At 41.5% G+C, this 25,560-nt stretch carries 23 protein-coding genes; 17 read left to right on the top strand and 6 right to left on the bottom strand.

The genetic code is table 11. The annotated features are described in order from the left end of the window. Positions 1-31: 31 nt before the first annotated feature. Positions 32-325, bottom strand: a complete 294-nt coding sequence (locus tag AZE41_RS23200) for a hypothetical protein (protein WP_231885790.1) — start codon at positions 323-325, stop codon at positions 32-34. 1,442 nt (positions 326-1,767) lie between these two features. Beyond that, the gene (locus tag AZE41_RS07610; RefSeq protein WP_067207583.1) at positions 1,768-2,568 is read right to left on the bottom strand and encodes an NAD kinase; all 801 of its coding nucleotides are present in this window, start codon (positions 2,566-2,568) and stop codon (positions 1,768-1,770) included. A 106-nt stretch (positions 2,569-2,674) separates the two neighbouring features. Here AZE41_RS07610 and sppA point away from each other — a divergent pair, with 106 nt between their 5' ends. The 5 genes from sppA (at position 2,675) to AZE41_RS07635 (ending at position 7,075) form a co-directional block, all read left to right on the top strand. Beyond that, entirely contained in the window at positions 2,675-3,688 is a 1,014-nt protein-coding gene (sppA, locus tag AZE41_RS07615; RefSeq protein WP_067207586.1) for a signal peptide peptidase SppA, read from the top strand. A 13-nt stretch (positions 3,689-3,701) separates the two neighbouring features. Then, positions 3,702-4,292, top strand: a complete 591-nt coding sequence (locus tag AZE41_RS07620; protein WP_082786520.1) for an RDD family protein — start codon at positions 3,702-3,704, stop codon at positions 4,290-4,292. A gap of 30 nt (positions 4,293-4,322) precedes the next feature. Next, a complete protein-coding gene (tpx, locus tag AZE41_RS07625) occupies positions 4,323-4,829 on the top strand; it encodes a thiol peroxidase (RefSeq protein ID WP_067207588.1) in 507 nt (168 codons plus the stop codon). A 64-nt stretch (positions 4,830-4,893) separates the two neighbouring features. Then, positions 4,894-5,805, top strand: coding sequence for a class I SAM-dependent methyltransferase (locus AZE41_RS07630; RefSeq protein WP_067207591.1), 912 nt, complete (start codon positions 4,894-4,896; stop codon positions 5,803-5,805). A gap of 79 nt (positions 5,806-5,884) precedes the next feature. Beyond that, positions 5,885-7,075 carry an acetate kinase gene (locus tag AZE41_RS07635; protein WP_067207594.1) on the top strand — a complete coding sequence of 397 codons (1,191 nt, stop codon included), beginning with the start codon at positions 5,885-5,887 and terminating at the stop codon, positions 7,073-7,075. A 130-nt stretch (positions 7,076-7,205) separates the two neighbouring features. On the opposite strand, the gene AZE41_RS07640 is transcribed toward AZE41_RS07635, so the two are convergent. Continuing rightward, positions 7,206-7,655 (bottom strand): universal stress protein, encoded by a 450-nt coding sequence (locus AZE41_RS07640; RefSeq protein WP_067207597.1) that lies wholly within the window; start codon positions 7,653-7,655, stop codon positions 7,206-7,208. A 299-nt stretch (positions 7,656-7,954) separates the two neighbouring features. On the opposite strand from AZE41_RS07640, the gene ald reads away from it, so the two are divergent. Further along, a complete protein-coding gene (gene ald, locus AZE41_RS07645) occupies positions 7,955-9,073 on the top strand; it encodes an alanine dehydrogenase (RefSeq protein ID WP_067207599.1) in 1,119 nt (372 codons plus the stop codon). Positions 9,074-9,154: 81 nt separating this feature from the next. Here ald and AZE41_RS07650 read toward each other — a convergent pair whose 3' ends face one another. Beyond that, entirely contained in the window at positions 9,155-10,252 is a 1,098-nt protein-coding gene (locus AZE41_RS07650; RefSeq protein ID WP_067207602.1) for a M24 family metallopeptidase, read from the bottom strand. 105 nt (positions 10,253-10,357) lie between these two features. On the opposite strand from AZE41_RS07650, the gene AZE41_RS07655 reads away from it, so the two are divergent. Both AZE41_RS07655 and AZE41_RS07660 read left to right on the top strand, forming a co-directional pair. Further along, a complete protein-coding gene (locus tag AZE41_RS07655) occupies positions 10,358-11,038 on the top strand; it encodes a metal-dependent hydrolase (protein WP_067207604.1) in 681 nt (226 codons plus the stop codon). A 122-nt stretch (positions 11,039-11,160) separates the two neighbouring features. Beyond that, on the top strand, positions 11,161-12,468 hold the full coding sequence (locus AZE41_RS07660; protein WP_067207606.1) for a DRTGG domain-containing protein: 1,308 nt from the start codon (positions 11,161-11,163) through the stop codon (positions 12,466-12,468). Positions 12,469-12,633: 165 nt separating this feature from the next. Here the strand turns inward: AZE41_RS07660 and AZE41_RS07665 are convergent, their stop codons facing one another. Continuing rightward, entirely contained in the window at positions 12,634-12,954 is a 321-nt protein-coding gene (locus tag AZE41_RS07665) for a YtpI family protein (protein ID WP_067207609.1), read from the bottom strand. Between the two features lie 92 nt (positions 12,955-13,046). On the opposite strand from AZE41_RS07665, the gene AZE41_RS07670 reads away from it, so the two are divergent. From AZE41_RS07670 to AZE41_RS07705, 8 genes are all read left to right on the top strand, one after another. Continuing rightward, positions 13,047-13,982 (top strand): DHH family phosphoesterase, encoded by a 936-nt coding sequence (locus AZE41_RS07670; RefSeq protein ID WP_067207610.1) that lies wholly within the window; start codon positions 13,047-13,049, stop codon positions 13,980-13,982. Positions 13,983-14,003: 21 nt separating this feature from the next. Next, positions 14,004-17,087 (top strand): DNA polymerase III subunit alpha, encoded by a 3,084-nt coding sequence (gene dnaE / locus AZE41_RS07675; protein ID WP_067207613.1) that lies wholly within the window; start codon positions 14,004-14,006, stop codon positions 17,085-17,087. Positions 17,088-17,263: 176 nt separating this feature from the next. Continuing rightward, positions 17,264-17,923, top strand: coding sequence for a FadR/GntR family transcriptional regulator (locus AZE41_RS07680; protein WP_067207615.1), 660 nt, complete (start codon positions 17,264-17,266; stop codon positions 17,921-17,923). After that, entirely contained in the window at positions 17,920-18,780 is an 861-nt protein-coding gene (accD, locus tag AZE41_RS07685) for an acetyl-CoA carboxylase, carboxyltransferase subunit beta (RefSeq protein WP_082786521.1), read from the top strand. Before AZE41_RS07680 ends, accD begins: the two co-directional genes overlap by 4 nt. 1 nt (position 18,781) lies before the next feature. Beyond that, on the top strand, positions 18,782-19,735 hold the full coding sequence (locus AZE41_RS07690) for an acetyl-CoA carboxylase carboxyltransferase subunit alpha (RefSeq protein WP_067207617.1): 954 nt from the start codon (positions 18,782-18,784) through the stop codon (positions 19,733-19,735). Positions 19,736-19,797: 62 nt separating this feature from the next. After that, positions 19,798-20,757, top strand: a complete 960-nt coding sequence (gene pfkA / locus AZE41_RS07695) for a 6-phosphofructokinase (RefSeq protein ID WP_067207620.1) — start codon at positions 19,798-19,800, stop codon at positions 20,755-20,757. Positions 20,758-20,920: 163 nt separating this feature from the next. Then, entirely contained in the window at positions 20,921-22,681 is a 1,761-nt protein-coding gene (gene pyk / locus AZE41_RS07700) for a pyruvate kinase (protein WP_067207646.1), read from the top strand. A gap of 217 nt (positions 22,682-22,898) precedes the next feature. Then, complete coding sequence (locus AZE41_RS07705; RefSeq protein WP_067207648.1) at positions 22,899-23,282, top strand: FxsA family protein; 384 nt, start codon at positions 22,899-22,901, stop codon at positions 23,280-23,282. Here AZE41_RS07705 and AZE41_RS07710 read toward each other — a convergent pair. Further along, positions 23,272-24,246, bottom strand: a complete 975-nt coding sequence (locus tag AZE41_RS07710) for an AI-2E family transporter (RefSeq protein ID WP_067207651.1) — start codon at positions 24,244-24,246, stop codon at positions 23,272-23,274. The genes AZE41_RS07705 and AZE41_RS07710 overlap by 11 nt on opposite strands. Positions 24,247-24,430: 184 nt before the next feature. Between AZE41_RS07710 and citZ the strand changes: the two genes are divergently transcribed. Beyond that, positions 24,431-25,546 carry a citrate synthase gene (gene citZ / locus AZE41_RS07715; RefSeq protein WP_067207654.1) on the top strand — a complete coding sequence of 372 codons (1,116 nt, stop codon included), beginning with the start codon at positions 24,431-24,433 and terminating at the stop codon, positions 25,544-25,546. Positions 25,547-25,560 lie beyond the last annotated feature (14 nt).

The following is a 25,560-nucleotide window of genomic DNA, read 5'->3' on the forward strand; positions in this document are numbered from 1 at the left end:
TTCAACGAACGAAGCAGTTAGTTGAAGAAGGTTAACCAAGCATTCTGCCGATGAATATAATGAAAGTTAATACGATTGAAAAAACTGACATGAAAATTATAGTAAATATACCTCTTGCCATTGCCTTCCATTCCCTTACATCCTTTAACCCGATGACTCCAAGAAAAAATGTTATCACTGTTATGCCTAAGACAATATCTAATGGAAAAAGCCCTATGATTTTTGTGGTAAAACTAAAAAAATCCGCAGACGATATTGCGATTAAAAACAGAGGAATACAAAGTAAAGAAAGTATAAAGGACAATGAATTAATAGTTATTTCCATTCCATTCCACTCCCTTCTAAAAATCCTATTCAATTTTAATAAATCTTCACGTACATATCCTTTACTTTTTTAGAGCTTAGAGCTCATCTATATGATAAAACAGGATTAAAAAATATAGTATATATGTTGAATTAAAGAATCTCATTGAATCTGCTATGGTGCTCAATAATGAGAGAGTTGTAATTCGGTGTGTGGATTGTAGAACGCTTGGCGCTCTGGGGATGCCTCTCGCTGTAAGACTGGATTAGCGCTTCGCATCCAGTCTTACGACTTCAGCGACCCCTTTGCCGCGCCTGCGCTAGGGTGTTCATTATAGAGAGAAATATGATTTTGAGATGTATATGCTGAGATTATAATGTGATTACTTTTTGCTACTCATTCTATTCAAGAAAGACACACTACAGGTTGCATATTTCATCCCTGAAAATGAAATGCGCTATCTCACATAGACCATCTAGCAAAGGCGCGTCTTCGTGGTAGCCGGAGCGATAAGACTGAAAGTGGTCTTCTTTCTGGCTTATCGCGGGAGGCATCCACAAAGCGTCGAAGCGGTATTCGTAGGATTTTTATTTCATTCCAATTATTGTTTTTTTCAGTAGCCTTTCAAAAGCCCTTGTAAAGCGCATACGTTGTATTCATTTGTTCAACATATATAGAGCTAGGGATAAGTGAGTTAATAATGCCGAAATACTTTAAAACATATTTTTTAAATTTTTATGGAGAAATCAGGTTATGGAGATAGGGTAATGCCATAAAATGAAAGAATTAGGAGTAAGTACATACTTAAGACGAAGATAAATCATGATTGTTCCATCGCGCTCCAATTTCATAAGTACACGAAGTGCTAAAGCTTTTTGGGACGAAAGAATAGAGGGGCATAGACCTGGATAAAAGCCGCCAAAGATGTTATTTTGGCGGCTGAAACTGTCTTTAGGGTTTTCTCTTTTTTACTAGTAAAGAAGTGTCAATTTCTATATGGTATCACATGATTACATGCATACTCTTTTGCTAATAGTAAGCAATATAACGTGCAAGAGTGCCAGAAATTGCATCTTCGGACACTTACAATCCCTATAGAAAGTCATCTATTCTTTTCTTTCAAAACAACTGTATTTTTCACTTGAACATTGTAGGAACGCGACAGGCAACTATTCACAACATGATGACCCAAAAAAAGTGTGGCTAGAAGTGACGGAGTCACTTCTAGCCACACATGCCTCACGGTAAAACTGTCGTGATTAGTTCGCCGAAAGCGAACCGGAAATGGTCCAGTGAAAATGGGTTTTTCCAAGCCTTAATACCAGTATTTTATGCAAATAAATGGTTAATCAACAGACGTAATTGTAGATTGAAAGGTTCTTACTAAAGTAGTTGAGCTTTTCAATGTTGAAATCATATGTATTGCTATAAAACGGTAATCGACAGGCGGTGTTGCTTTTCTTTTATAAATAAATTCGCTGCACTTTCTCCCAGAAGGAGTTATTTTTCAGTTTCACAGTTTTCACAGTTTTATCGCTTAATCTAATTTCCACACTTTCAACTTGGCGAATCCCCAGCGCTTCATTGTCAGCAGCAACTAAAGGGAAAACGTTGCCATCCTGATGAACTTTTAGTTGGAATTTACGTTCGCCACTCATTATGAAGGACGAGCCAAGTGTTCTGTATTTATTATTGTTTACGGAAGCAAGCTCAGTCACTTGGAAACACCGAAGTAGTGGATCAACGACCGCTCCATTGACAGACTTATTGTAAGCAGTACTGCCAGTCGGTGTGGAAATTATTAGACCATCACCGAGGAATGTTTCGAATAATTTATCATCTATAATGACATCCAGGACGAATGTCCGAATGATATTCGAGCGAATACTGAATTCATTTAGGCAATAGAATGGTTGGTGATCATCAATCTTTACTTCGATAAGTGGATACTTTCTCACTTCAAGACCTTCTTTACGAATGGTCTGCGTCATTTCGTAAAGATTGTTATAATGAAAATCACAATAAAGTCCGGGTTTACCTGTTAAAGAAATACCTGCATATAAACAATCCTGTCGGAAACCGGTTTTTCGAACCGCTTGTAAAAAAGAACCATCGCTACCGATGCTGATGATAATATTTGCATCTTTATCGTTGTCGGTCATTGTAAAACCCTCATGAATCAACGCATCTGCCACTTTGGATTTTTTATCAAGTGAATCTTCATCATGTTTACTGTAAATAAAAATATTCATTCGATCTGTCATTACACAAAGCCCCCTCTGAATAAGTTATACTGATTTTACCACGTGGTGAAACATTTTGGTGTGTCCGAACGTATAAGTTAATGGAATGAAAAAGGAGGAATTTGAAATGACAATTAAACGATGGATTGCAATCATCGTAGCTGCAGCACTTGTTTTTGTGTCAATAGGCATAAATTCACTATCGTACATATTTACGAGAGATTTCAACGGATTCTTTGAAGACATGATGGCAACTTCATCTTCGGGGTATGAGGAAGCGATTATTGAGGAAGGAACGGGTAAGGATAAAATCGCTGTTCTTTCTCTTGATGGGGTTATTCAGGACTTAGGGGATACGTCATCCCTTTTCCAATCTGCAGGTTATAATCATCAGTATTTCATGAATCAGTTGTCTGAAATTCTTGAAGATACTAATGTAAAAGGCGTTGTGCTTGAAGTGAATTCACCAGGTGGCGGAGTCGTTGAATCAGCGGACATTTATGATGCTCTCCGTATGATTCAAGTAGAAAGAGAGATTCCGCTGTATGTTTCGATGGGCGGAATGGCTGCTTCAGGCGGTTATTATGTATCAGCTCCAGCTGATAAGATATTTGTTAATCGTGAAACGATTACAGGTTCAATCGGTGTCATTATGGAAAGTGTTAACTATGCGAAACTTGCTGAGAAATACGGCATTGATTTTAACACGATTAAAACAGGTCCATATAAAGATATTATGAGTGGATCTCGTGAGATGAAAGATGAAGAACGCGTAATGCTTCAAGAAATGATAAATGATTCCTACGAACGCTTTGTTGATATTATCGAAGAAGGTCGCGGCATGACAGAGGCTGAAGTGAAAAAAGTAGCTGATGGCCGTATCATGAATGGGCGTCAGGCAATCGAAGCTGGGCTTGCAGATGAATTCGGCAAGGCGGGTGATGTTATTGCTGCCATGAAAGAAGATTATAATCTTCAAGATGCCACAGTCTTTGAGTATACGTCCCTTGATAGCTGGACTTCAATACTCGGCGTGAAAGCAGGAAATATGTTTGGCGGTAATATTGAGTCTGAACTAATCGGTAAGTTATTAAACGATTATAATGCACCACGGATGATGTATTTGTATGGTGAAAAATAAGGAGGGCTAGCGAATGTCGGAACACATCGAACAACAACCGGATCTGACGGGGAATTCCACTGCTGCGACGCCTATTCCAGATTACGAGACTATTCAAACTGAACATTATCGGGCGAAGTATGCGGGTTTCTGGACGCGACTATGGGCATATACAATCGATCTTCTTGTTTTATCAGCAATAAGCGGGATTATCATTAAACCGATTTTTCGAGTTGCAGGTTGGGAGATTACAAATCCCTCATTCTTCTTCTTCAGCACCTATAAAGTTACTATCCTTATTTTGATGTTACTTTACTTTGCGCTTATGACGAAGTATTTACAGCAAACAGTAGGGAAGATGATCATGGGCATAAGAGTAGTGGCTAAAGACGAGGGTAAGCTTACGTGGGGGTCTGTCATATTCCGCGAAGTCATCGGAAGATTCATATCCAAAATGTTGGTCATCCCTTATCTGCTGGTCCTATTTATGCCTAGAAAAGAAGCATTGCATGACTTATTCGCCGATACTGTTGTTGAACATGAGCATTCTTATGAAAAAGAGATGGTTGTAGATTACCGTAAACGGATTGAGGGACAACAGTTGCAAGACGGTACTATCATTTAGTAAGATAGACTTAGAAGAGGAGGCGTCTTAATGGCTAACGTTACATTCAAGAACAACCCTGTTACATTGCTTGGAAAAGAAGTTGCAGTAGGTGATACTGCGCAAGATTTTACAGCACTTGCGAACGATTTGAGTCCGGTGACACTTGCCGATTCAAAAGGGAAAATCAGGTTAATCAGTGTGATTCCTTCAATTGATACGGGTGTCTGTTCAACACAGACGCGTAAATTTAACGAAGAGGCTGCTTCTCTTGGGGATGACGTTCAAGTATTGACGATTTCTGCCGATCTTCCTTTTGCACAAGCGAGATGGTGTGCTGCTGAAGGTATTGCAAATCTACAGACATTATCCGATCATCGCGATTTATCATTTGGAGAAGCGTACGGCGTCGTAATGAAAGAACTTCGCTTGCTTGCACGTTCTGTCTTCGTTATCGATAAAGATGATAAAGTGACGTATGTTGAGTATGTCGGCGAAGGTACAGACCATCCTAACTATGAACAAGCAATCTTAGCGGTAAAAGAATTAACGAAGTAACTAAAAAATACTAATGAAAACCCACTCGGAAACGGGTGGGTTTTGTGAGTTGAGGGATAACTAAATGACAACTAATACAGAAAAAATATTTTCATTCATTGATGCATATGCAGAATCTACAGAAGTACTTTACCTGGAAGCAACCATTGATATTTGTCAAAAATGGCTTTCAGGAGAATCGCAACCTGCGGTATCAGAAACAGTAACTAAAGAGGATATCCGTAGAGGTATCCAGCTTGCAGTCCTGAAGGGGATGAAGCAAAATGTACAGCCTAACCACCAGATGACTCCTGATTCAATCGGAATGCTCATTGGACATATTGCTGGAAAATTGGCGATAGGTGAACAAGGTATTACACTTCTTGACCCTGCAGCTGGTACAGGAAATCTTCTCTATACGGTCATGAACACAATTGAGAACGATGTCACTGCGACAGCAATAGAAATTGATGATTTGTTAGTGAGATTGTCCGCTGTTACTGCGGAATTACTTGAGCACCCTGTCACATTCTATGTGCAGGATGCATTGCGACCGTTATTTGTCGATCCAGTCGACATCACCATAAGCGATTTACCTGTCGGATTTTATCCTGATGATGAAAATGCACTCAATTATGAATTGATGCCTGCAGAGGGGCATGCTTATGCACATCATCTGTTCATTGAACAATCAATGAAGCATACGAAACCAGGTGGGCACGGTGTATTCATCATACCTGCAAATTTGTTTGAGTCCGATCAATCGCCTACATTGCATCCCTATTTGAAAAAACAAACGAATATCCGGGCAATTATTCAGTTACCTGATTCGTTATTTAAAAATGTAGCGCATGCAAAAAGTATATTAATCTTACAAAAACCTTTACCAGAAGCAAAAGTGACACATGATGTTCTTCTTGCTAAAGTTCCTAATATGACTGATAAGCATGCCATGGCCCTGTTTCTTCAGAAAATCGATATTTGGGCTACTGAATAAAGCTGGAATCTAGACTTACTCGGTAGCTGTGTGTTTAGAATTGCTTGGTAAAGAAATATGTGTAAAAGGAGCGCTTTATATGCGGAACATTTTAGCGATAAACGCTGGAAGTTCGTCCTTGAAGTTTCAACTTCTCCAGATGCCAGAAGAGCACGTAATAGCAAAGGGACAAATTGACAGAATAGGTCATTCAGAATCGATTTTCAACATGAAGTTCGAACAACGCAGGGTAGAAAAGGGTCAAGATATCCAGAATCATACCGAAGCTGTAGCTATGCTTCTTAAGATGCTGATTAGTGAAGGAGTCGTTCGATCATTCGATGAAATTGATGGGATCGGTCACCGTGTTGTACACGGTGGCGAAGTTTTCAGCGGTTCCGTACTCATCAATGATGAGATACTTGCAACGCTTGAGGGACTATCAAACCTTGCGCCACTCCATAATCCCGCAAACATTGTTGGCATTAAGGAGTTTAGTAAAGCATTGCCTAATGTGCCTGCTGTTGCGGTTTTTGATACGGCGTTTCATCAGACGATGCCGGAAAGTTCTTTTCTTTATCCGTTACCCTACGAGTATTATGAAAAATATGGCATCCGAAAATACGGTTTCCACGGTACAAGCCATAAGTATGTAACGGAACGTGCTGCGGAATTATTAAATCGTCCACTTGAAGATACACGTCTTATTTCCTGCCATTTGGGAAATGGTGCAAGTATAGCTGCTGTTGAAGGTGGGAAATCACTCGATACGTCGATGGGTTTTACCCCTCTTGCGGGGGTGACAATGGGGACGCGTTCAGGAAATATCGATCCGGCACTCATCCCATATATTATGGAGCAGACGGGAAAGACGGTCGAAGAAGTCCTAGACGTTTTGAATAAACAATCGGGAATGCTTGCTATTTCAGGGTTTTCAAGCGATTTACGTGACATTGAAATCGAGGCTTCAAAAGGGAATGCGCGTGCACAGCTGGCTCTAGATGTCTTCGCAGATCGAATTCATAAATACATTGGTTCGTATGCGGCAAGGATGGGCGGAGTGGATGCGATTATCTTTACAGCCGGAATCGGTGAAAATAGTGATGTCATTCGTAAGAAAGTGTTAGAAGGTCTTGAATTTATGGGGGTCTATGTTGATCCGGATTTGAATACTATCAGGGGTAAGGAAGTGCATATCAGCTTTCCGTACTCTCCCGTTAAGGTGTTAGTAATCCCGACGAATGAAGAAGTAATGATTGCACGTGATACGATGCGTGTTGCGAAGTTATAAAACATCCAATTGAGTGTTAGATAATAAAAGAGTTGCCCAGGGAAATAATGGGCAACTCTTTTTTGAAAAGATAAGAAGATATAAGTTTTGACTTAGCACTTTGTCTAGAAGGCGCCTTGCGCTTTTCGTATTATAATGCTTCAGGTGTACGAATGACGAGGACGTCACATTTTGCAGAACGGACGATGTTTTCGGATACACTACCGATTAGGAAACGTTCGACCGCATTCAAGCCAGTTGCACCACAAATGATAAGGTCTGCATTTAGTTTTTTAGAAATATCTTTCGAAATCATTGTTTTTGGTGACCCATATTCTACTATGACATTAACGCGTTGCAAGCCAGCTTTCTCGGCTTCCAATTTATAGTCGTTTAACAATTCTTCTGCGAACTTTTGTGCTCTTTCGGCAATCGACCGATCATAAGCTTCGACCGCAGCATATGAACGTGTGTCGATGATGTTAATCAAGTTTAATGTAGCCTCGTTTCTATCGGCAATTGCCACCGCTTTTTTGAAAGCCCACTCTGATTCCTTTGATCCGTCGACAGCAACAAGAATTTGTTTGTATACTAATGTCATTTAATTTCACTCCATTCTTTAAATAGGTATACTTACTTACTTCGATAAAAAGGATGAAAAACCTTTTAATAATAAAGAATAAAGTGACGAATAGTTTTAGTTTCGACAAAAATGTCACATTTTCGAATTAAGAGTAAAAAATTTCTCGAATAATAAGACTTTTGAGTAATAGAGTATTCTGCGAATTGATAAAATACAGCATAAATCCTTACTATCTGATAATATTAAAAATAGATTGGCCTGGATGAAAGATTTTCGAATGGTCAACTAACTAAATGTTATCTTTAGGAGGAATCGCAATGATTATTGGTGTCCCAAAAGAAGTGAAAAACAACGAAAACCGTGTCGCTATGACACCTGCAGGGGTTTTTAACTTAAAGTCGGCAGGTCATGAAGTTATCATTGAAAAAGGTGCAGGTCTAGGTTCAAGTTTTACGGACGAGGATTATACTGCAGCAGGCGCTAAAATCGTTGCAACTGCAGAAGAAGCATGGAATGTAAATATGGTTATGAAAGTAAAAGAACCGGTTGCCGCTGAGTATGGTTATTTCAGTGAAGGGCTTATCTTGTTCACTTACTTGCACCTTGCCCCTGAAGTAGAATTAACAAAAGCACTTCTTGACAATAAAGTTGTAGGAATCGCTTACGAAACAGTACAGCTTCCAAATAACTCGTTGCCTCTTCTAGCTCCTATGAGTGAAGTTGCAGGCCGCATGGCTACACAAATTGGTGCACAATACTTACAACAAACAAATGGTGGTAAAGGTATTCTATTGAGTGGCGTACCGGGCGTTTCACGTGGTCACGTAACTGTTATTGGTGGTGGGCAAGCTGGAACAAATGCTGCTCGTATTGCGGTTGGTATGGGTGCGAAAGTAACTGTTCTTGACTTGTCAGTCGATCGTCTGCGTCAATTAGACGAAATCTTCGGCAATGATATTCAGACACTTGTTTCAAATCCATTCAACATTGCTGAATCAGTAAAAAATGCAGACCTTGTTATCGGGGCGGTCTTAATCCCAGGAGCGAGAGCGCCGAAACTTGTTTCAGAGGAAATGGTTAAATCAATGAAACCTGGATCTGTTCTTGTAGACATTGCAATTGACCAAGGTGGTATTTTTGCGACATCGGATCGTGTAACGACTCATGATGAGCCAACCTATGTGAAACATGGTGTTGTTCACTACGCGGTAGCGAATATGCCAGGTGCAGTTCCACAAACTTCAACAACTGCATTAACGAACGTTACAGTTCCTTATGCACTTCAAATTGCGAATAAAGGCTACAAACAAGCTTGTTTAGACAACGTTCCTCTTCAAAAAGGTATCAACACAATGGAAGGGCATGTTACGTATAGAGCTGTAGCAGATGCTCAAGGTGTTGAGTATGTATCCGCTGAAACACTTTTGAATCAATAATGTTTAACTTGATTCAGCAGAAGTCCCTGCTGATATAAAAAGGCTGTCCACACTTGTTAGAGTGTGGACAGCCTTTTCTAATTATGGTTGAATAATCTGTAATTCTTTAGGGAACTTGGTTAATACTTCGACGCCATCAGCTGTAACGACAACATCATCTTCAATCCGTACACCCGTAACTGCTGGATTATAAATACCTGGCTCAATTGTGAAGACCATACCTTCCACAAGGGCAAATTCGTTTGTACCAGTCATGGATGGGAACTCGTGAACTGAAATTCCAAGTCCGTGACCGATACGGTGTGTGAAGTATTCACCGTAACCCGCTTGATCAATCACATCACGCGCAGCTTTATCAATTTCCATAGCCTTGACGCCGGGACGAACCAAATCAACAGCAGCCTGCTCCGCTTTTCTTACCGTTTCATAAATTTCACGCATTGCATCCGTTGGTTCACCGAACGCAACTGTGCGTGTAATATCTGAACAGTAGCCGTTATAAACGACGCCTAGGTCAAAGAGGATGAAGTCGCCTTTTTGGATTTTACGATCTCCAGGTATACCGTGTGGAGATGCTGTTTTCGGGCCAGAAAGAACCATCGTATCGAACGACATTTTCTGAACTCCTTTTTTCTTCATTTCAAACTCAATTGCCATAAGAATCTCAAGTTCAGTTTTTCCTTCAGCGATTTCTCTGCAACCAACTTCAATAGCGTAATCAGCCAGTTCAGCGGCTTTACGTAAATTATTTAGTTCATCTTCGCTTTTGATGTTACGCATGCCGTTTAGCTGTTCGTCAAGGCGAACAAATTTAGCGCCAGTAAACAGTTCATTCATCCGCTCAAGACGCTCCACTGTCAAATGAGATTTCTCAATTGCGATTGAAGCAGGGAGTTCTCCACGTTTACGGACAGCCTCCATTACGATAACCCAAGCATCATCTGTATCTTCGTGACCAACAGCGTCATAGGACCAGCCCGCTGTTTTTACGTCAGGTACTTCCATCAAGGGACAAATTACAAATGGTTCTGCATCTTTAAATACCATTACGCCAAGAAGACGTTCATGCGGGTCACTCTGGAATCCAGATACGTAAAATACGTTATCTGGTGTAGTGATAAATGCCGCGTCCAAGTTTTCTTTCTGTAAAAACTGTTGTATTTCTTTAACTTTACTCAATTCAATGACCTCCTCTAATATACTTCTATCATAACAAAAAAGAGGGTTTTCAGGTTGTATAACGAAAATTGTTTAATAAGATAAGAAATTGGAGGAGATTATTCAATGCAAATATCATACCACGGTCATTCAATTGTGAAAATAAAAACAGGCAACTGCACAATTCTCATTGACCCGTTCATTACAGGAAATAAGCTTACAGATCTTGAAGTTGGAAACGAAAAACCGGATATTATTTTACTGACGCATGGACATAATGATCATGTTGGAGATACGGTGGCAATTGCAAAGGCGAGCGATGCACTAGTTATAGCACCAAATGAACTTGCCGTTTACTTGGGTTGGCAGGGAATAAGAACACATGGCATGAATATTGGAGGTGCCTGTAAATTTGAATTCGGTACAGTAAAATATACGCAAGCATTTCATAGTTCTTCTTACACAACAGAGACCAATGACATCATTTATACAGGTATGCCAGCAGGTATTTTAGTAATGGTGGAAGAGAAAACAATTTATCATGCTGGGGATACGGCAATTTTTAGCGATATGGAGATGATTGGTAAGCGTCATCCAATCGATGTCGCATTTGTTCCAATAGGTGATAATTTTACAATGGGCCCTGAAGATGCTGCATGCGCAGTCAAGTTGCTCAATCCGCAACTAGCTGTACCAATCCATTTCAATACATTTCCGCCGATTGAGCAAGACCCCGAAACATTCAAAGCGCTAGTGGAAGGACATGAAGTGAAAATAATGATAGCGGGAGAAGTTTTTGAATTATAAAAGAGCTATGCGAAAGTTTTTTGAAATAGCTTATCTATTGCGTCCAGGCGCCCGGTTAGCGCTTTTCTTAAGCCTTTTGTGGTAGAATGTCCTTAAGGTCATGATAGAGAAAAGGTGAAGACATGGCGACAAAACATGAATTGATACTCCGCTATATCGAGGGGTTAGCCGTCGGTGAGAAAATTTCGGTCCGCCAAGTAGCGAAGGCGCTGTCTGTCAGCGAAGGGACTGCTTACCGGGCCATCAAAGAGGCGGAAAATCAGAAGCTCGTCAATACGATTGAACGTGTAGGAACAATCCGGATTGAAAAGAAAAAGAAAGAGAATATTGAACGACTCACATTTGCAGAAGTACTTAACATTGTCGACGGGCTAGTAATCGGTGGCCGTGGGGGATTACATAAGACGTTGACGAAATTCGTTATAGGTGCAATGCAATTAGACGACATGATGCGCTACATCGATGCGGGAAGTCTTTTGATTGTCGGAAATAGATTGAAAGCGCATGAAACTGCGCTTCTTGCAGGGGCTGCAGTGCTAGTCACTGGTGGATTTGACGCATCCGATGAAGTGAAGAAGTTAGCGGATGAATTGGAACTACCGGTTATTTCGACGAGTTACGACACATTTACCGTAGCAACGATGTTGAATAGGGCAATCTATGATCAGTTAATTGAAAAAGAAATTTTGCTGGTGGAAGATATTTTGACCCCGCTCGCTGACACAATTACACTTTCAGCAAAAGATCAGGTCACTCATTTTCATGAAGTGAACGATAGGACATCTCATACTGGTTATCCAGTTGTAGAGAAAAAGGGGAAACTTGTGGGTGTAATTACTTCACGTGACGCGATTGGTAAAATGGATGATGAATTGATTGAAAAAGTAATGACACGTCATCCGATAACAGTTACGGGAAAAACATCTGTTGCTTCGGCTGGGCATAGTATGATTTGGGAAGGTATTGATTTGTTACCAGTTGTTTCGGATGCGGGATTGCTTGCTGGAATTATTAGTCGTCAAGATGTCTTGAAGGCGCTTCAAATGACTCAGCGTCAACCTCAGCAGGGTGAAACAATTGATGATATTGTTAAAAATCAGATGAAATCCATTCCTGAACAACCGCATACTGTCGAATTTACAGTTATCCCGCAGATGACGAATCAGTTTGGTTCTTTGTCATACGGAGCTTTGACCACCCTTTTAACTGAGGCAGGCAACAGAGCTATCAAAATGCGGAAACGCGGGGAAAGTGTCCCGGAAAATATGTCACTGTACTTCATTAAGAATGTTGAACTTGGAAGTATAGTTGTCGTTATTCCAAAGATATTACATATGAGCAGAAGGTTTGTAAAAGTCGATTTCGACATACTAACCGAAGGGGACCTAGTTGCAAAGGCCATGATTATGTATCAATTGTTTGAACGATAATTAAAGAACGCGGTCCAAGGACGCAGCATCCTGTCGTAAATTGGTCATATAAGTTGAAGTATTGATAACTGAGCGTAGGCGCCTTTCAAGGGGTAGCCGCAGCGGATTCAATGGAATTCTCTATTTTAACGTATAAAGACAAAAAAACTGATGCACATGTGCGCATCAGTTGTCGTTCAACTTTGTTTCTTCATCTACAAAGCTTCTGTAATGTTTATAGGCCTTGAAATTAAAAATACCTACGTAAGCTCCGAATAGGATAAATAAGGCTGCGATAACATATGTTGTGATACCGTCAAAAAGCATCAGCTGATTGAATCCGAAAAACAACAGCAAACCGCCGAGCGAGGCGCCAGACATACTAGCATACATTTTCTTGCGAATTGGAAATAGTGATCTTGTGCGGAACTGCCGAGTCTTAAAGTAAAAGTAGAAGACCGCAGAAGCGATGATGAAAAATACGAAAATGAAATTTATCGTTAACATGAAAGCCCTCCATTACATACAAACTTCTTACATTGTAGCGGCTTTTGGAGCAGAATGCGAACTGAATATATCGAAGCTTGGGGGAATCGGATATGAAAAGACAAATCATCGACACAATTGAAAAGTACGATAAAATCATTATTCATCGTCATGTGAGACCAGATCCTGATGCATACGGATCACAATCAGGACTGAAGGAATTGATAAAAGCAAACTATCCTAATAAGCAAGTGTTTGCAGTTGGCCAACACGAAGAATCACTTACCTATCTCGCGCAACAAGATCACGTCGAGCGGTCGTTTTATGAAGGAGCTCTTGTGATTGTCACTGATACAGGAAACACGGGTCGAATTGACAGCGAGTTTTATACAGAAGGTGCTGTACTTATGAAAATTGATCATCATCCTGATGCAGACCCATACGGCGATATCAAATGGGTTAACACCTCTGCAAGCTCGACATCTGAAATGATCTACTCGTTGTATGAAGAAGGCAAACAGTTTTATGGGTGGAAAATGACCACTGATGTGGCTAGGTTGCTATTCGCGGGAATTGTCGGGGATACAGGACGTTTTCTGTTTCCAAGTACAACAACAACAACTTTTGAAGCAGTTAGCGAGCTTATCAAATTTGATTTTGATCGTCCGGAATTATTTGCGGGAATGTACGAAGTTAAGCGGGAATTGCTACATTTAAAAGGATATATGTACCAAAACTTTACCATGGATGAAAATGGAGCCGCATTTGTTAAAATAGATAAAGCGACACTTAAACAATTTGGCGTAACTGCATCTGATACATCTCAACTCGTTGGGGCGTTAGGTGACGTGCAAGGGATTTGTGCATGGATCATATTCATAGAAGAAGAGGATCAAATTCGCGTTCGACTACGCTCAAAAGGTCCTGTCATCAATACTTTAGCTGCCCAATACGGTGGCGGTGGACATCCTCTTGCCTCGGGTGCTTCTGTTCATTCATGGGAAGAAGTAGACGAAGTCATCGCGAAGTTAAAACAATTATGTCTATAAAAAACAGGCGGAGGGATTGCATTGACACTTGTCTATCCGCAAGTAGTAACTGGCGCCGATCTTCTGCGTGGAATTAATAAACTAGATTATTTAGCCCCGCTTCTGAAAAGGAGAGGGGCTAAAGCCGTCGCGATCGTTAACTCGAAGTTGTACGGTATTCGGTCATTTTATAAGGTGATGAAAAAATACGGAATTCGTCCGGTTATAGGATTATCTATCTTTTTAGAAATTGAAGAAGGGGTAGTTGCTCTTCTTTACGTTTACGCAAAAGATGATGAAGGTTATCGAAATTTGTTGAAGATGAGCAGTGCCGTTTCCGTAAGAGAGTCTGAAACGCTGCCGCTACAATGGTTGAAAGCATACAGCAAAGGCTGTATCATCGTTTGTCCGTTGACGGATATATCCTGGGGGCCTTCACTATCACATAACGAAGAAGTGTTCCAGCGCGTCATAAAGGATTGCGACAAGTCATCGATATTCATTGGTGTTGCTAGGACAGAAGGCGTCAGACATCCTGATGAAGAATTAATTGAGAAAATTGCAGATGTAACCAATACGCCTATCGTTGCGGTTTATGAAAGTCGGTACACCGACAAGGAGGATGCATTCGCTTATGAAGTTGCGGAAGCAATTCGGACAGGATTCAAGCTGAATGACCCTGCTAGGCCTGAAAACCGTCACAAGGCAGCATATCTACCAGAAGAAGCTGAGCTTGCTGAATGGTTCTCAGACAGAGCAGAGTGGCTTACAAATACGTCAAGTATCCTCTTGGCGTGTGATGCAGAATTGCCTCCGAGTCAATCGCTTATGCCTGTGTTTCCAGTTCCGGCGGGAGAAACGGCGACAAGTTTGTTGGAGCAAAATGGAATGACGGGTTTGCAAAAACGACTAGGCAAAGTGGATGAGGCATATGAAAAACGACTCCGTTATGAAATTAGTGTAATTAGTGAAATGGGCTTTGCCGATTACTTCCTGATTGTCGAAGATTTTATGCGTTACGCTAAAGAAAATGCTATCTTGACGGGTCCAGGGCGGGGGTCTTCGGCCGGATCGCTCGTTGCTTATGCGCTTGGCATCACAGATGTTGATCCGATTAAATATAGGCTCATTTTTGAACGATTTCTAAATCCGGGCCGGGTAACAATGCCGGACATTGATATTGACTTTGCGGATAATCGACGTGCGGAAGTAATTGACTATGTTGCACAGAAATACGGGAAGACAAATGTTGCGCAAATCATTACGTTTGGCACGCTTTCTGCCAGATCGGTTGCTCGAAATGTGGCACGTGTGTTTGACTTTTCAAATGAAGAAATGGCTTATTTATCGAAGGAAATTCCTAATAGACATGGAATTACGCTTGAAGCGGCAGTTGCAGAATCGAAGGCACTGCAAGATTGGATTGCAATTGACCCGCTAAGAAATGATTGGTTGAAAGGAGCAATTCGTCTTGAAGGATTACCTCGTAACGCATCTACACATGCTGCAGGTGTGATTTTATCGCCTGTCCCGCTTGTTGAGGTGGTACCGCTTCAAAGTGGTGCGGATGGAATTTACCTTACCCAATGGCCGATGGGAGATGTTGAAGAACAAGGTTTATTGAAAATGGACTTCTTAGGTCTGCGTAATTTAACTTTATTAGACCGTATCAGATCTATGATTACTTATGACAGAGGAATTCGCTTGGATTTTGAAAAGATTCCCCTAAACGATGAAAAAACCTTTGAGCTTTTTAGGGCGGGAGATATGACAGGGATCTTTCAGTTTGAATCGGATGGAATGAGAGATGCCCTTCGTTTGATTCGACCGAATAAATTTGAAGATATCTTTGCAATTAATGCACTTTATAGACCAGGACCGATGGACAATATTCCATTGTATAGCAGGCGTAAAAATGATAATGAAAAAATAACGTATATTCATCCGCAACTTGAATCTGTTTTGAAAGAAACCTATGGGGTTATCGTCTATCAAGAACAAATCATGGAAATCGCTGTCCGCGTGGCAGGATTTACGATGGGTGAAGCGGATTTGTTAAGGCGTGCTGTAAGTAAGAAAAATCGGGAGAATCTAGAAAATGAACGAACTCATTTCACGCAAAAAGCTCTTGGAAATGGTTTTCCGGAAAATACCGCTGTTGCAATTTACGATCTTATTGTAAAGTTTGCGGACTACGGATTTCCGAAAAGTCATGCTGTTGCCTATTCCCTTATCTCGTACCGGCTTGCTTATTTAAAAGCGAATGAACCCGCTTATTTTTATGCTGCACTCCTTTCATCAATGACTGGAAATAATGACAAGGCAATGGAGTTAATGCGCGAATCTGAGGCGGCGGGCGTTAAGATTTTACCGCCATCTATTAAGCACAGTAAATATATGTATACAGTTGAAAAAGGCTCAATTCGGATTGGACTTGGCGCTATCAAAGGTGTGACGCCTACATTTTACGATGCTATAAAGCGTGCAAGGAAGTCTGGTGGTAATTGGAAGACATTATTTGATATGGCAGCATCAGTCGGTGGGGATGTATTTACTGAGAAGGCGATTAGGCCACTTGTAAAAGCAGGGGCACTCGATGAGTTTGGAGAATCACGGGCTATTTTGATCGCTTCAATTGACGCGGCGATATCTCATGCATTGTTCATCCGCCCTGATGATGGCGATGATTTATTAAGTGAAGTGCTTCGTTCGGTGGCGAGCCCAAAATATTCTCCGGGTGGAACACTGCCCCGCATGACGCTACTCGAATATGAAAGAGAAGTACTTGGCTTCTATCTTTCAGAACATCCTGCAGCAGAAGTGAAAAAAGCGGCAGGTGGTGGATTCCATACCATTATTTCAATTGATGGAATTCCAGACCGCGCATATGTGAAAATGGTGGGTCTGATTACTGAGATAAAACGAATAAGAACGAAAAAAGGGGAATCTATGGCATTTGTTACGATTCAAGATGAGACGGGACAAATTTCTTGTACATTATTCCCGAAACAGTATATGATTTCAGAAAGTCAGCTTACTGAAATGGCGATAATTCATGTAGAAGGAACTGTCGAACGTCGTAGAGGGAAGCCACAAATACTTGTTCAACAAACGAAAGGCAGTTAAGAGGCATGCTGATATAACAGGCATGTCTCTTAATCGTTGCATAAAAGTATGTGTTGTGTATTACGGTTTGATTCGATTTCCATCTTTCACTTTACGTTCAGCATCGTTTTCTGTATGCTAAAGGCAGGAGTGGTCAGACCACTTATCATCATGTCTATTTCCAAAGGGGTCCACGCATGCAAAATCCAAAACCATCGTCGAAAATGTTTCTAGATATTGTCGGTGAACTTAAATCGATAATTAAAGAAGAGGGCATTGAAACCGGTGGAAAGCTACCTTCCGAACGTGAACTGGCAGAACGTCTGCAGGCAGGAAGATCCACGGTTCGTGAAGCGTTACGAAGTTTGGAACTGCTCGGGCTTATCGAAACTCGGCGTGGTGAAGGTACGTTCCTTGTCGATTTCAGGAAGCATCAACTTGTTGAAGTCCTTGCAGCTTTCATCATGCAACAGCCCGATTCCGTCATCGATGTTCAGGAAACACGGAGAATTCACGAAACGGCGGCAATCCTCGCTATATGTAAGGACAGTGCATTACGGGCATTACCAGTATGGGAGAGCTTGCTGAAAAAAATTGATCAGGATGGGGAAATTTTACGAGAGGACCTTGTCCGTGAGATGATTGTTGCAGCGGGAAATCGATTATCGCTTAAAATTTGGTTTTTATTAAAACAATATAGTAAAGTACCATTCAGTGAAATGACAAAAGTTGATGAAAACGATAGTGTGAAAATGTTGCTTCTAAACTTGGGTGATGGCAACGTGATTGCCACGTTGGAAGCCTATTCTGAATGGATTGAACTAGTTGAAAGTGAAAGAGGGGACAATAATAAATGATTCGCGATCTATTTATGAAAAATAGAAAAAAGCATACGACGACAATTCCTTCCGTTGACGCTAAAAATGATGTACCAGAAGGAATTATGACAAAGTGTCCAGAATGTAAAAATATTATTTTAACAAAAGATCTAATCAAACTAATGAAAGTCTGCCCGAAATGTGATCATCATTTGAAGATGACAGCAGCAGAACGTGTAGCTTGTCTATTCGATGAAGAGACATTCAAATCAATTGACGATCATTTGAAGACGGAAAATCCACTTAATTTTCCTGCTTACACTGAAAAAGTTGAGTCAGATTCGAGAAAAACGGGTTTGAATGAGGCAGTTCTTACTGGAACAGGTAAAATCGATGGACTGGAAATTGCTGTAGCTATTATGGATTCACATTTCCGTATGGGCTCGATGGGGTCGGTTGTTGGTGAAAAGATTACCCGCGCAATCGAAAAAGCGACTGAACTTGGCATTCCAATGATTATCTTTTCTGCGAGCGGTGGGGCACGTATGCAGGAAGGCGTGTTATCACTCATGCAAATGGCGAAAACAAGTGTCGCACTTACACGTCATGCCAGTGAAGGTTTGTTATATATATCAGTCATGACATACCCAACGACAGGCGGCGTGTCAGCAAGTTTCGCATCGGTTGGTGATATTAATATCGCGGAGCCAAAAGCTCTCATAGGTTTTGCAGGTAGACGCGTTATCGAACAAACTGTTAGAGAAAAATTGCCAGACGACTTCCAAACAGCAGAATTTCTCCTGGACCACGGCCAACTGGATGCAGTCGTTCATCGTACGGATATGAAAGAAACTATATCTAAGATTGTTCGACTTCACGTGAAAGGGGCTAACTGAAATGGGGAAAACGTTGAAATTCGAGGAACCAATCGTCAAGCTGCGCGAGAAAATCGTAGAACTTGAAGAGTTCACAGCGAACAATTCGGTTGATCTTTCAGATGAAATCGGAACGTTAAAGGTTCGTTTGAAGAACTTGGAAGAAGAAATATATGAGAATATGGAACCGTGGGACCGTGTTCAAGTGGCAAGGCATCCGGAACGTCCAACTACAATTGACTATATCAATATGTTGTTTGAAGATTTTATGCAACTGCACGGGGATCGGGCTTATGGTGATGATGCAGCAATTGTGGGGGGGATCGCTTCATTTGAATCGGTTCCAATAACAGTTATCGGCCATCAGCGTGGGAAAGACACAAAAGAAAACGTCAAACGGAATTTCGGAATGCCGCATCCTGAGGGGTATAGGAAAGCATTGCGCCTTATGAAACAGGCTGAGAAATTCGGCAGACCAATCATTTGCTTCATCGATACGAAAGGTGCTTTTCCTGGCAAGGCGGCTGAAGAGCGGGGACAAAGCGAAGCGATTGCACGTAATCTTGTTGAAATGGCTGGCTTGACTGTTCCAGTTATCTCTATCGTCATCGGAGAAGGCGGGAGTGGCGGAGCGCTGGCACTTGGGGTGGCAAATCATATTCATATGCTTGAGCACTCAACTTACTCTGTTATTTCACCTGAAGGAGCCGCTACCATTCTTTGGAAAGATTCAAGTCTTGCCAAACAAGCTGCCGAAGCTATGAAGATTACAGCTCCACACTTGAAAGAAATGGGTATTATCGATGATATTATTCCAGAAGTTCGAGGTGGTGCGCATCGTGACTCGAAAGCGCAAGCTATTAGTATCGGGAATGCAATTCGAACTTCGATGGATGAATTAGGAACGCTAGATGGTAAAGGCTTAGTTGACCATCGTTATGATAAATTTCGCTGTATAGGCGTTTTTTCTGAATAAAAGAAAGATGCGGGTGACCGCATTTTTTCGTGTTCATAAAAATCTACATAGGAGTGATTTCAATGAAGAAGATTGCTGTGTTGACAAGTGGGGGAGACGCGCCTGGGATGAATGCTGCAGTTCGTGCAGTTGTTCGGAAAGCAATTTATGAAGGACTTGAAGTTGCAGGCGTTTTCAATGGTTATCAAGGATTAATCGAAGGAAAAATCGAACTTCTACAACTGGGTTCCGTGGGTGATATAATTCAACGGGGCGGGACCATATTACGGTCAGCCCGCAGCGCTGAATTCCGGACGCTCGAAGGCCGTCAAAAAGCACTGAAACAATTGAAGTTGAACGGGATTGAGGCTTTAGTCGTCATTGGCGGTGATGGTTCGTTCAGAGGTGCACTTGAATTAACGGCTCTTGGTCTACCATGTGTCTGTGTTCCAGCAACAATAGATAATGATATCAATGGCACTGAACTCACAATCGGTTTTGATACGGCATTGAATACAGTCATAGATGCCATCGATAAGATTCGCGATACTGCTACATCTCATGAACGTACATTCATTATTGAAGTTATGGGACGCGATGCTGGAGACCTTGCCTTATGGGCGGGACTGGCTGGCGGTGCTGAAACGATTCTTGTACCGGAAGAGAAGTATGAATTGCCTACGATCATCGAACGGCTGAAAAGCGGTAAGGGACGAGGTAAAAAGCATAGTATCATTATTGTAGCTGAAGGGGTTATGTCGGCCGCAGAGCTTGCTGAAATATTGAAGCGCGAAGCAGATATCGAAACACGTATATCAGTGCTTGGACATATTCAGCGAGGAGGTTCACCTTCTGCACGTGATCGTGTCATTGCAAGTCAGTACGGAGCAAAAGCTGTAGAAGTATTGAAAGAAGGACGCGGTGGCATTGCGATTGGCATGCGAAATCATGTGGTGGTAGACTATGAGTTGACAGATGTTTTCGAACAATCAAATGGTTTGGATATGGAAATGTACAAGCTGTCCAACGAATTGTCTATTTAACTTTGTGTATCAAAAATTCCCTGCCTTTATACGTGGGAAGACAAACGCGAACGAAGTCAGTAATTCAGAGGGCATCAAAATGTCGGCTGAATCGAGCGAGCACTATTTAAAATCTGGGTGCAATTAATTGGGTTGTTAAAAAAACTAAAAGAGGCGATATTTGATGAGAAAAACGAAAATAGTATGTACGATTGGCCCTGCAAGTGAATCACCGGAATTATTGGAACAACTTATTGAGGCTGGTATGAATGTAGCGAGGCTGAATTTTTCCCATGGTAATCATGCGGAACATAAAGCCCGTATCGATTCCATTAGAAAAGTCGCTCGTGAAAAAGGCAAAGTTGTTGGGATTCTATTAGATACGAAAGGACCTGAAATTCGGACGCATTCCATGATGAATGGAAAGTTGGAACTTGTAACGGGACAAAAAATTGATATTTCCATGACGCAAGTCGAAGGAAACAATGATGTATTTTCAGTAAGTTACGATAAACTTATTGAAGATGTAAACGAGGGTTCTGTCATTCTTTTAGACGATGGTCTAATCCAATTAGAAGTTACTGGTAAAGACGTAGCACGAGGGTTAATTCATACACTAATTATTAATTCGGGGTCATTAAGCAATAATAAGGGCGTTAACATACCGGGTGTTTCAGTACAACTTCCTGGAATGACGGAAAAAGATGCAGAAGATATCCTGTTTGGTATTAGGGAAGGTGTCGACTTCATAGCTGCCTCATTCGTAAGACGGGCTTCCGATGTTATGGAAATCCGTGCCCTTCTTGAGAACAACAACGGCTCGAACCTGCAAATTATTCCGAAGATAGAAAACCAAGAAGGCGTCGACAATATCGATGAAATTTTGAATGTTTCAGATGGTCTTATGGTAGCACGTGGTGATCTGGGTGTAGAAATACCACCAGAAGAAGTACCACTTGTCCAGAAAAATTTGATTGAGAAGTGTAACCAGGCGGGTAAACCGGTTATCACGGCAACACAAATGCTTGATTCGATGCAGCGTAACCCGCGTCCTACACGTGCAGAAGCGAGCGATGTAGCGAATGCGATTTTTGACGGTACCGATGCAATTATGCTGTCAGGAGAGACGGCAGCAGGAATTTATCCAGTCGAATCAGTCCAAACGATGGATCGAATTGCGCTTACTACGGAAGCGGCCATCGATTATCGCTCTGTAGTGTCGACACGTCGACGAGAAAAACATGGTAATATGACTGAAGCGATTGGACAAGCTGCAGCATACACGGCTATCAACTTGAAAGTGAAGGCTGTCCTTGCCCCAACAGAAAGTGGTCACACAGCTAAAATGATTGCCAAATATCGTCCAGGTTGCCCAGTTATTGCGGTAACGTCATCTGAAATGTGTTCAAGAAAACTATCACTTATCTGGGGCGTCTACCCGATAGTTGGAAAAAAAGCTTCTTCGATTGATGAAATCTTGCAAGAGTCTGTAGAAGAGAGTGTTAAACATCAATATGTCGGACATGGTGATGTGGTTATCATTACAGCAGGTGTTCCAGTTGGTGAAGCGGGAACGACGAACTTGATGAAAATACATGTCATAGGTGATTTGCTTGCACGAGGACAAGGAATTGGCAAAGATGTAGCTTATGGTCGAACTGTTGTAGCCAAAAATGCAGCTGAAGCATTGGCGTATGATACAGAAGGAGCTATTCTTGTAACGAACGCATCTGATCGTGATATGATGCCTGCCATCGAGAAATGCGCAGGACTCATTACGGAAGAAGGCGGATTGACGAGTCATGGTGCAATTGTCGGACTCAGTTTAGGTATACCGATAATTGTCGGAGTTGAAAATGCTACCGAGCTTATCCAACATGGCAAGGAAATTACGATGGATGCTGAATCTGGCGTTATCTATAATGGACACGCGAGCGTTCTATAAAGTTAATCTTCAATCAGAGTGGGGGTTCTTCATCCCCCACTGATTGTTTAAAGAACTTAGGCTAAGTGTGCGTCACGTCCTGTGGCAAAACCTAAGTAACCAACAGGGAGGAATGAACTGCAATTCTTCCTCATTGGCCCTACCCATTCGGGATAAATAAGAAAAGGCTGCTTCCGAAATGCTCGGTAAGCAGCCTTTTTTAGGAGATGAATTTTGCATGAAATGGATAGTACTCACATTTATTGCTGTTCCGGCAGTTGAGCTTGCTTTACTAATTTATTCAGGGAAGACGCTAGGTCTATTGCCCACGATAGCTATTATCTTTATCACGGGGATAGGAGGGGCATATCTCGCCAAACGCCAAGGTATGAAGGCTTGGACTGAATTGAAAATGCGTATGACAGCTATGGAGACACCTGGAGATGCACTTATTGATAGTGTTTGTATCCTATTTGGGGGGCTTCTGCTAATCATGCCTGGTTTCATTACCGACTTAGTCGGCTTATTACTCCTTTTCAAAGGACCAAGAAATAGTATCAGACCATTTATTCAGAATTGGATTTATAATAAAATGAAAAAAGGACAAATTGTTATCCGGTAAATAAAGGATGCTGTCTGACTTTCAGTGCGGTAAAAAGTAAGAATGGTGTCAGTAGAATACCGGGTAATCCGAATAAATAGAAGGAAGAAGCCGTTATGAAAAAAGCATGAATTGGCTTTAGGTGGAAAGTGGATGCCCACATGTATGATTCGGCCATTTGTCTAGTTATCATGGTGAATAGATAGAGTAAAATAAGTGAGATACCTATATAAAAATTGTTTGTGTATAGGAAGAAAGCGGCCATGGGCAGTAGGAACAGGCCGATACCGAGGAATGGCAGACTATCTGCCAGCGAGATAAGAAAAGCGTTGCCAATGGGTGACTCGAACCGTAAAAGCAAGAACCCTATTGAGATAATACAGAATGTCAGGAAGAATAAGCGGGCTTCTACTGATACGAAAGTGCCGATAAGTTTACCGGATTTCGTAAACATACCTTTTGCTGGCAGGCGTATGGTGCTAGGGAAATAGACTAGAAACCAGTAGCGGTTTTTTCCGGATTCCCGTAAGGCAAAAAAATAAGCAACGAGGAAAATGAACAAACTGAATAACTGTTGAAAAACGGTACTGATGATTGTTAGGGTGTATTCTAAAAGCGCATGGCCATATTCTACAACTTTATCCTCGAGGAAAGTGAATAGCTTGCTAGGGATGTCGGTATTTTGTGTGAATGGGGCTATATGGCGTTCGACAGTTGGAACGGTGTCAATAAGCCCATGGATTGCGATGAAAGTGAACGCGCTAATTAAAAAAAGCATAAGTGTCATAACGAATAATGTTGCAATTGTAAGCGGAAGCTTGGTCATTGAGCGGACGGATGATAAGATAGGGGCAGTGAAGTAGGCGATAATGATAGCGATTGCCGCCGGGGGGACAGTGAACAGGATAATACCCGCCAAAAAAGCAGGCAACCATTTCATGAAAATTGATTGAAATGCTTGTTGCTTGTTCCGGTTTTCTGGCATTTTCCGTCCCCCTTTTTATAAAACTAAAAACAAAAACAAGCGTATCCATTCACAAAGATGACAATATTGATTATAATGGTCGTTGTAAGCGTTTTTAAGTAGCGAATTAGTATTAGCAGACTAGCTGTTCTTCTGTCTCCTTTTTGTAGATTGGACAGCTGTACTGAAAGAGGGAGCGATTTATATGACGTCAACCAAAGGGTTGGAAGGAGTCGTAGCGACACAGTCAGCAATCAGTTCTATTATTGATGACACACTTACATATGTCGGCTATGATATTGATGATCTTGCAGATAACGCCAGCTTTGAAGAAGTTATTTATCTTCTTTGGCACCAGCGTCTGCCAAAAGAGGACGAGCTTGCAGAGCTGAAAAAACAGCTTGCAGAGAATATGTCTGTTCCTCAAGAAGTACTTAATCATTTCAAAACGTATCCTATTGGGGAAGTACACCCAATGGCTGCACTGCGTACTGCAGTATCTCTACTTGGACTATACGATGAAAAAGCAGAAGATATGTCTGATGAAGCAAATTACGAAAAAGCGATTAAGCTTCAAGCGAAAATCGCTACACTCGTTACTTCATTCTCACGTATCCGTAAAGGCCTTGAGCCGGTTGCTCCAAAAGCTGAACTTGGCTATGCTGAAAACTTCCTATACATGCTTTCAGGAAAACAGCCTGAAGCAATTGCAATTGAAGCATTCGACAAAGCACTTGTCCTACATGCAGACCATGAGCTAAATGCATCTACATTCACAGCACGTGTTTGTGTAGCTACGCTTTCTGATATGTATTCAGGTGTGACAGCAGCGATTGGTGCACTTAAAGGACCACTTCACGGTGGCGCAAACGAACAAGTAATGAAAATGCTGATGGAAATCGGTTCAGAAGACAAAGTAGAAGCATATATCCGTGCAAAATTGGATAACAAAGAAAAAATCATGGGCTTCGGCCACCGTGTCTACCGTAAAGGTGATCCACGTGCGAAACATCTTCGTGAGATGTCTAAGCGTTTGACTGAACTTCGCGGCGAAGAGAAATGGTACAATATGTCCAATAAAATCGAAGAAATTGTTACCGGCGAAAAGAATTTGCCGCCGAACGTCGATTTCTATTCGGCTTCTGTCTATCATTCACTCGACATCGATCATGATTTATTCACGCCAATTTTCGCAGTATCTCGTATTTCGGGATGGATTGCACATATCCGTGAGCAATATGCGAACAATAGATTGATCCGTCCTCGTGCAGATTATACGGGACCGGGCATGCAAAAATACGTTCCAATTAAAGAACGATAAGAACGAAAATACAT

It is taken from the genome of Sporosarcina psychrophila (assembly GCF_001590685.1).
Taxonomy (GTDB): domain Bacteria; phylum Bacillota; class Bacilli; order Bacillales_A; family Planococcaceae; genus Sporosarcina; species Sporosarcina psychrophila.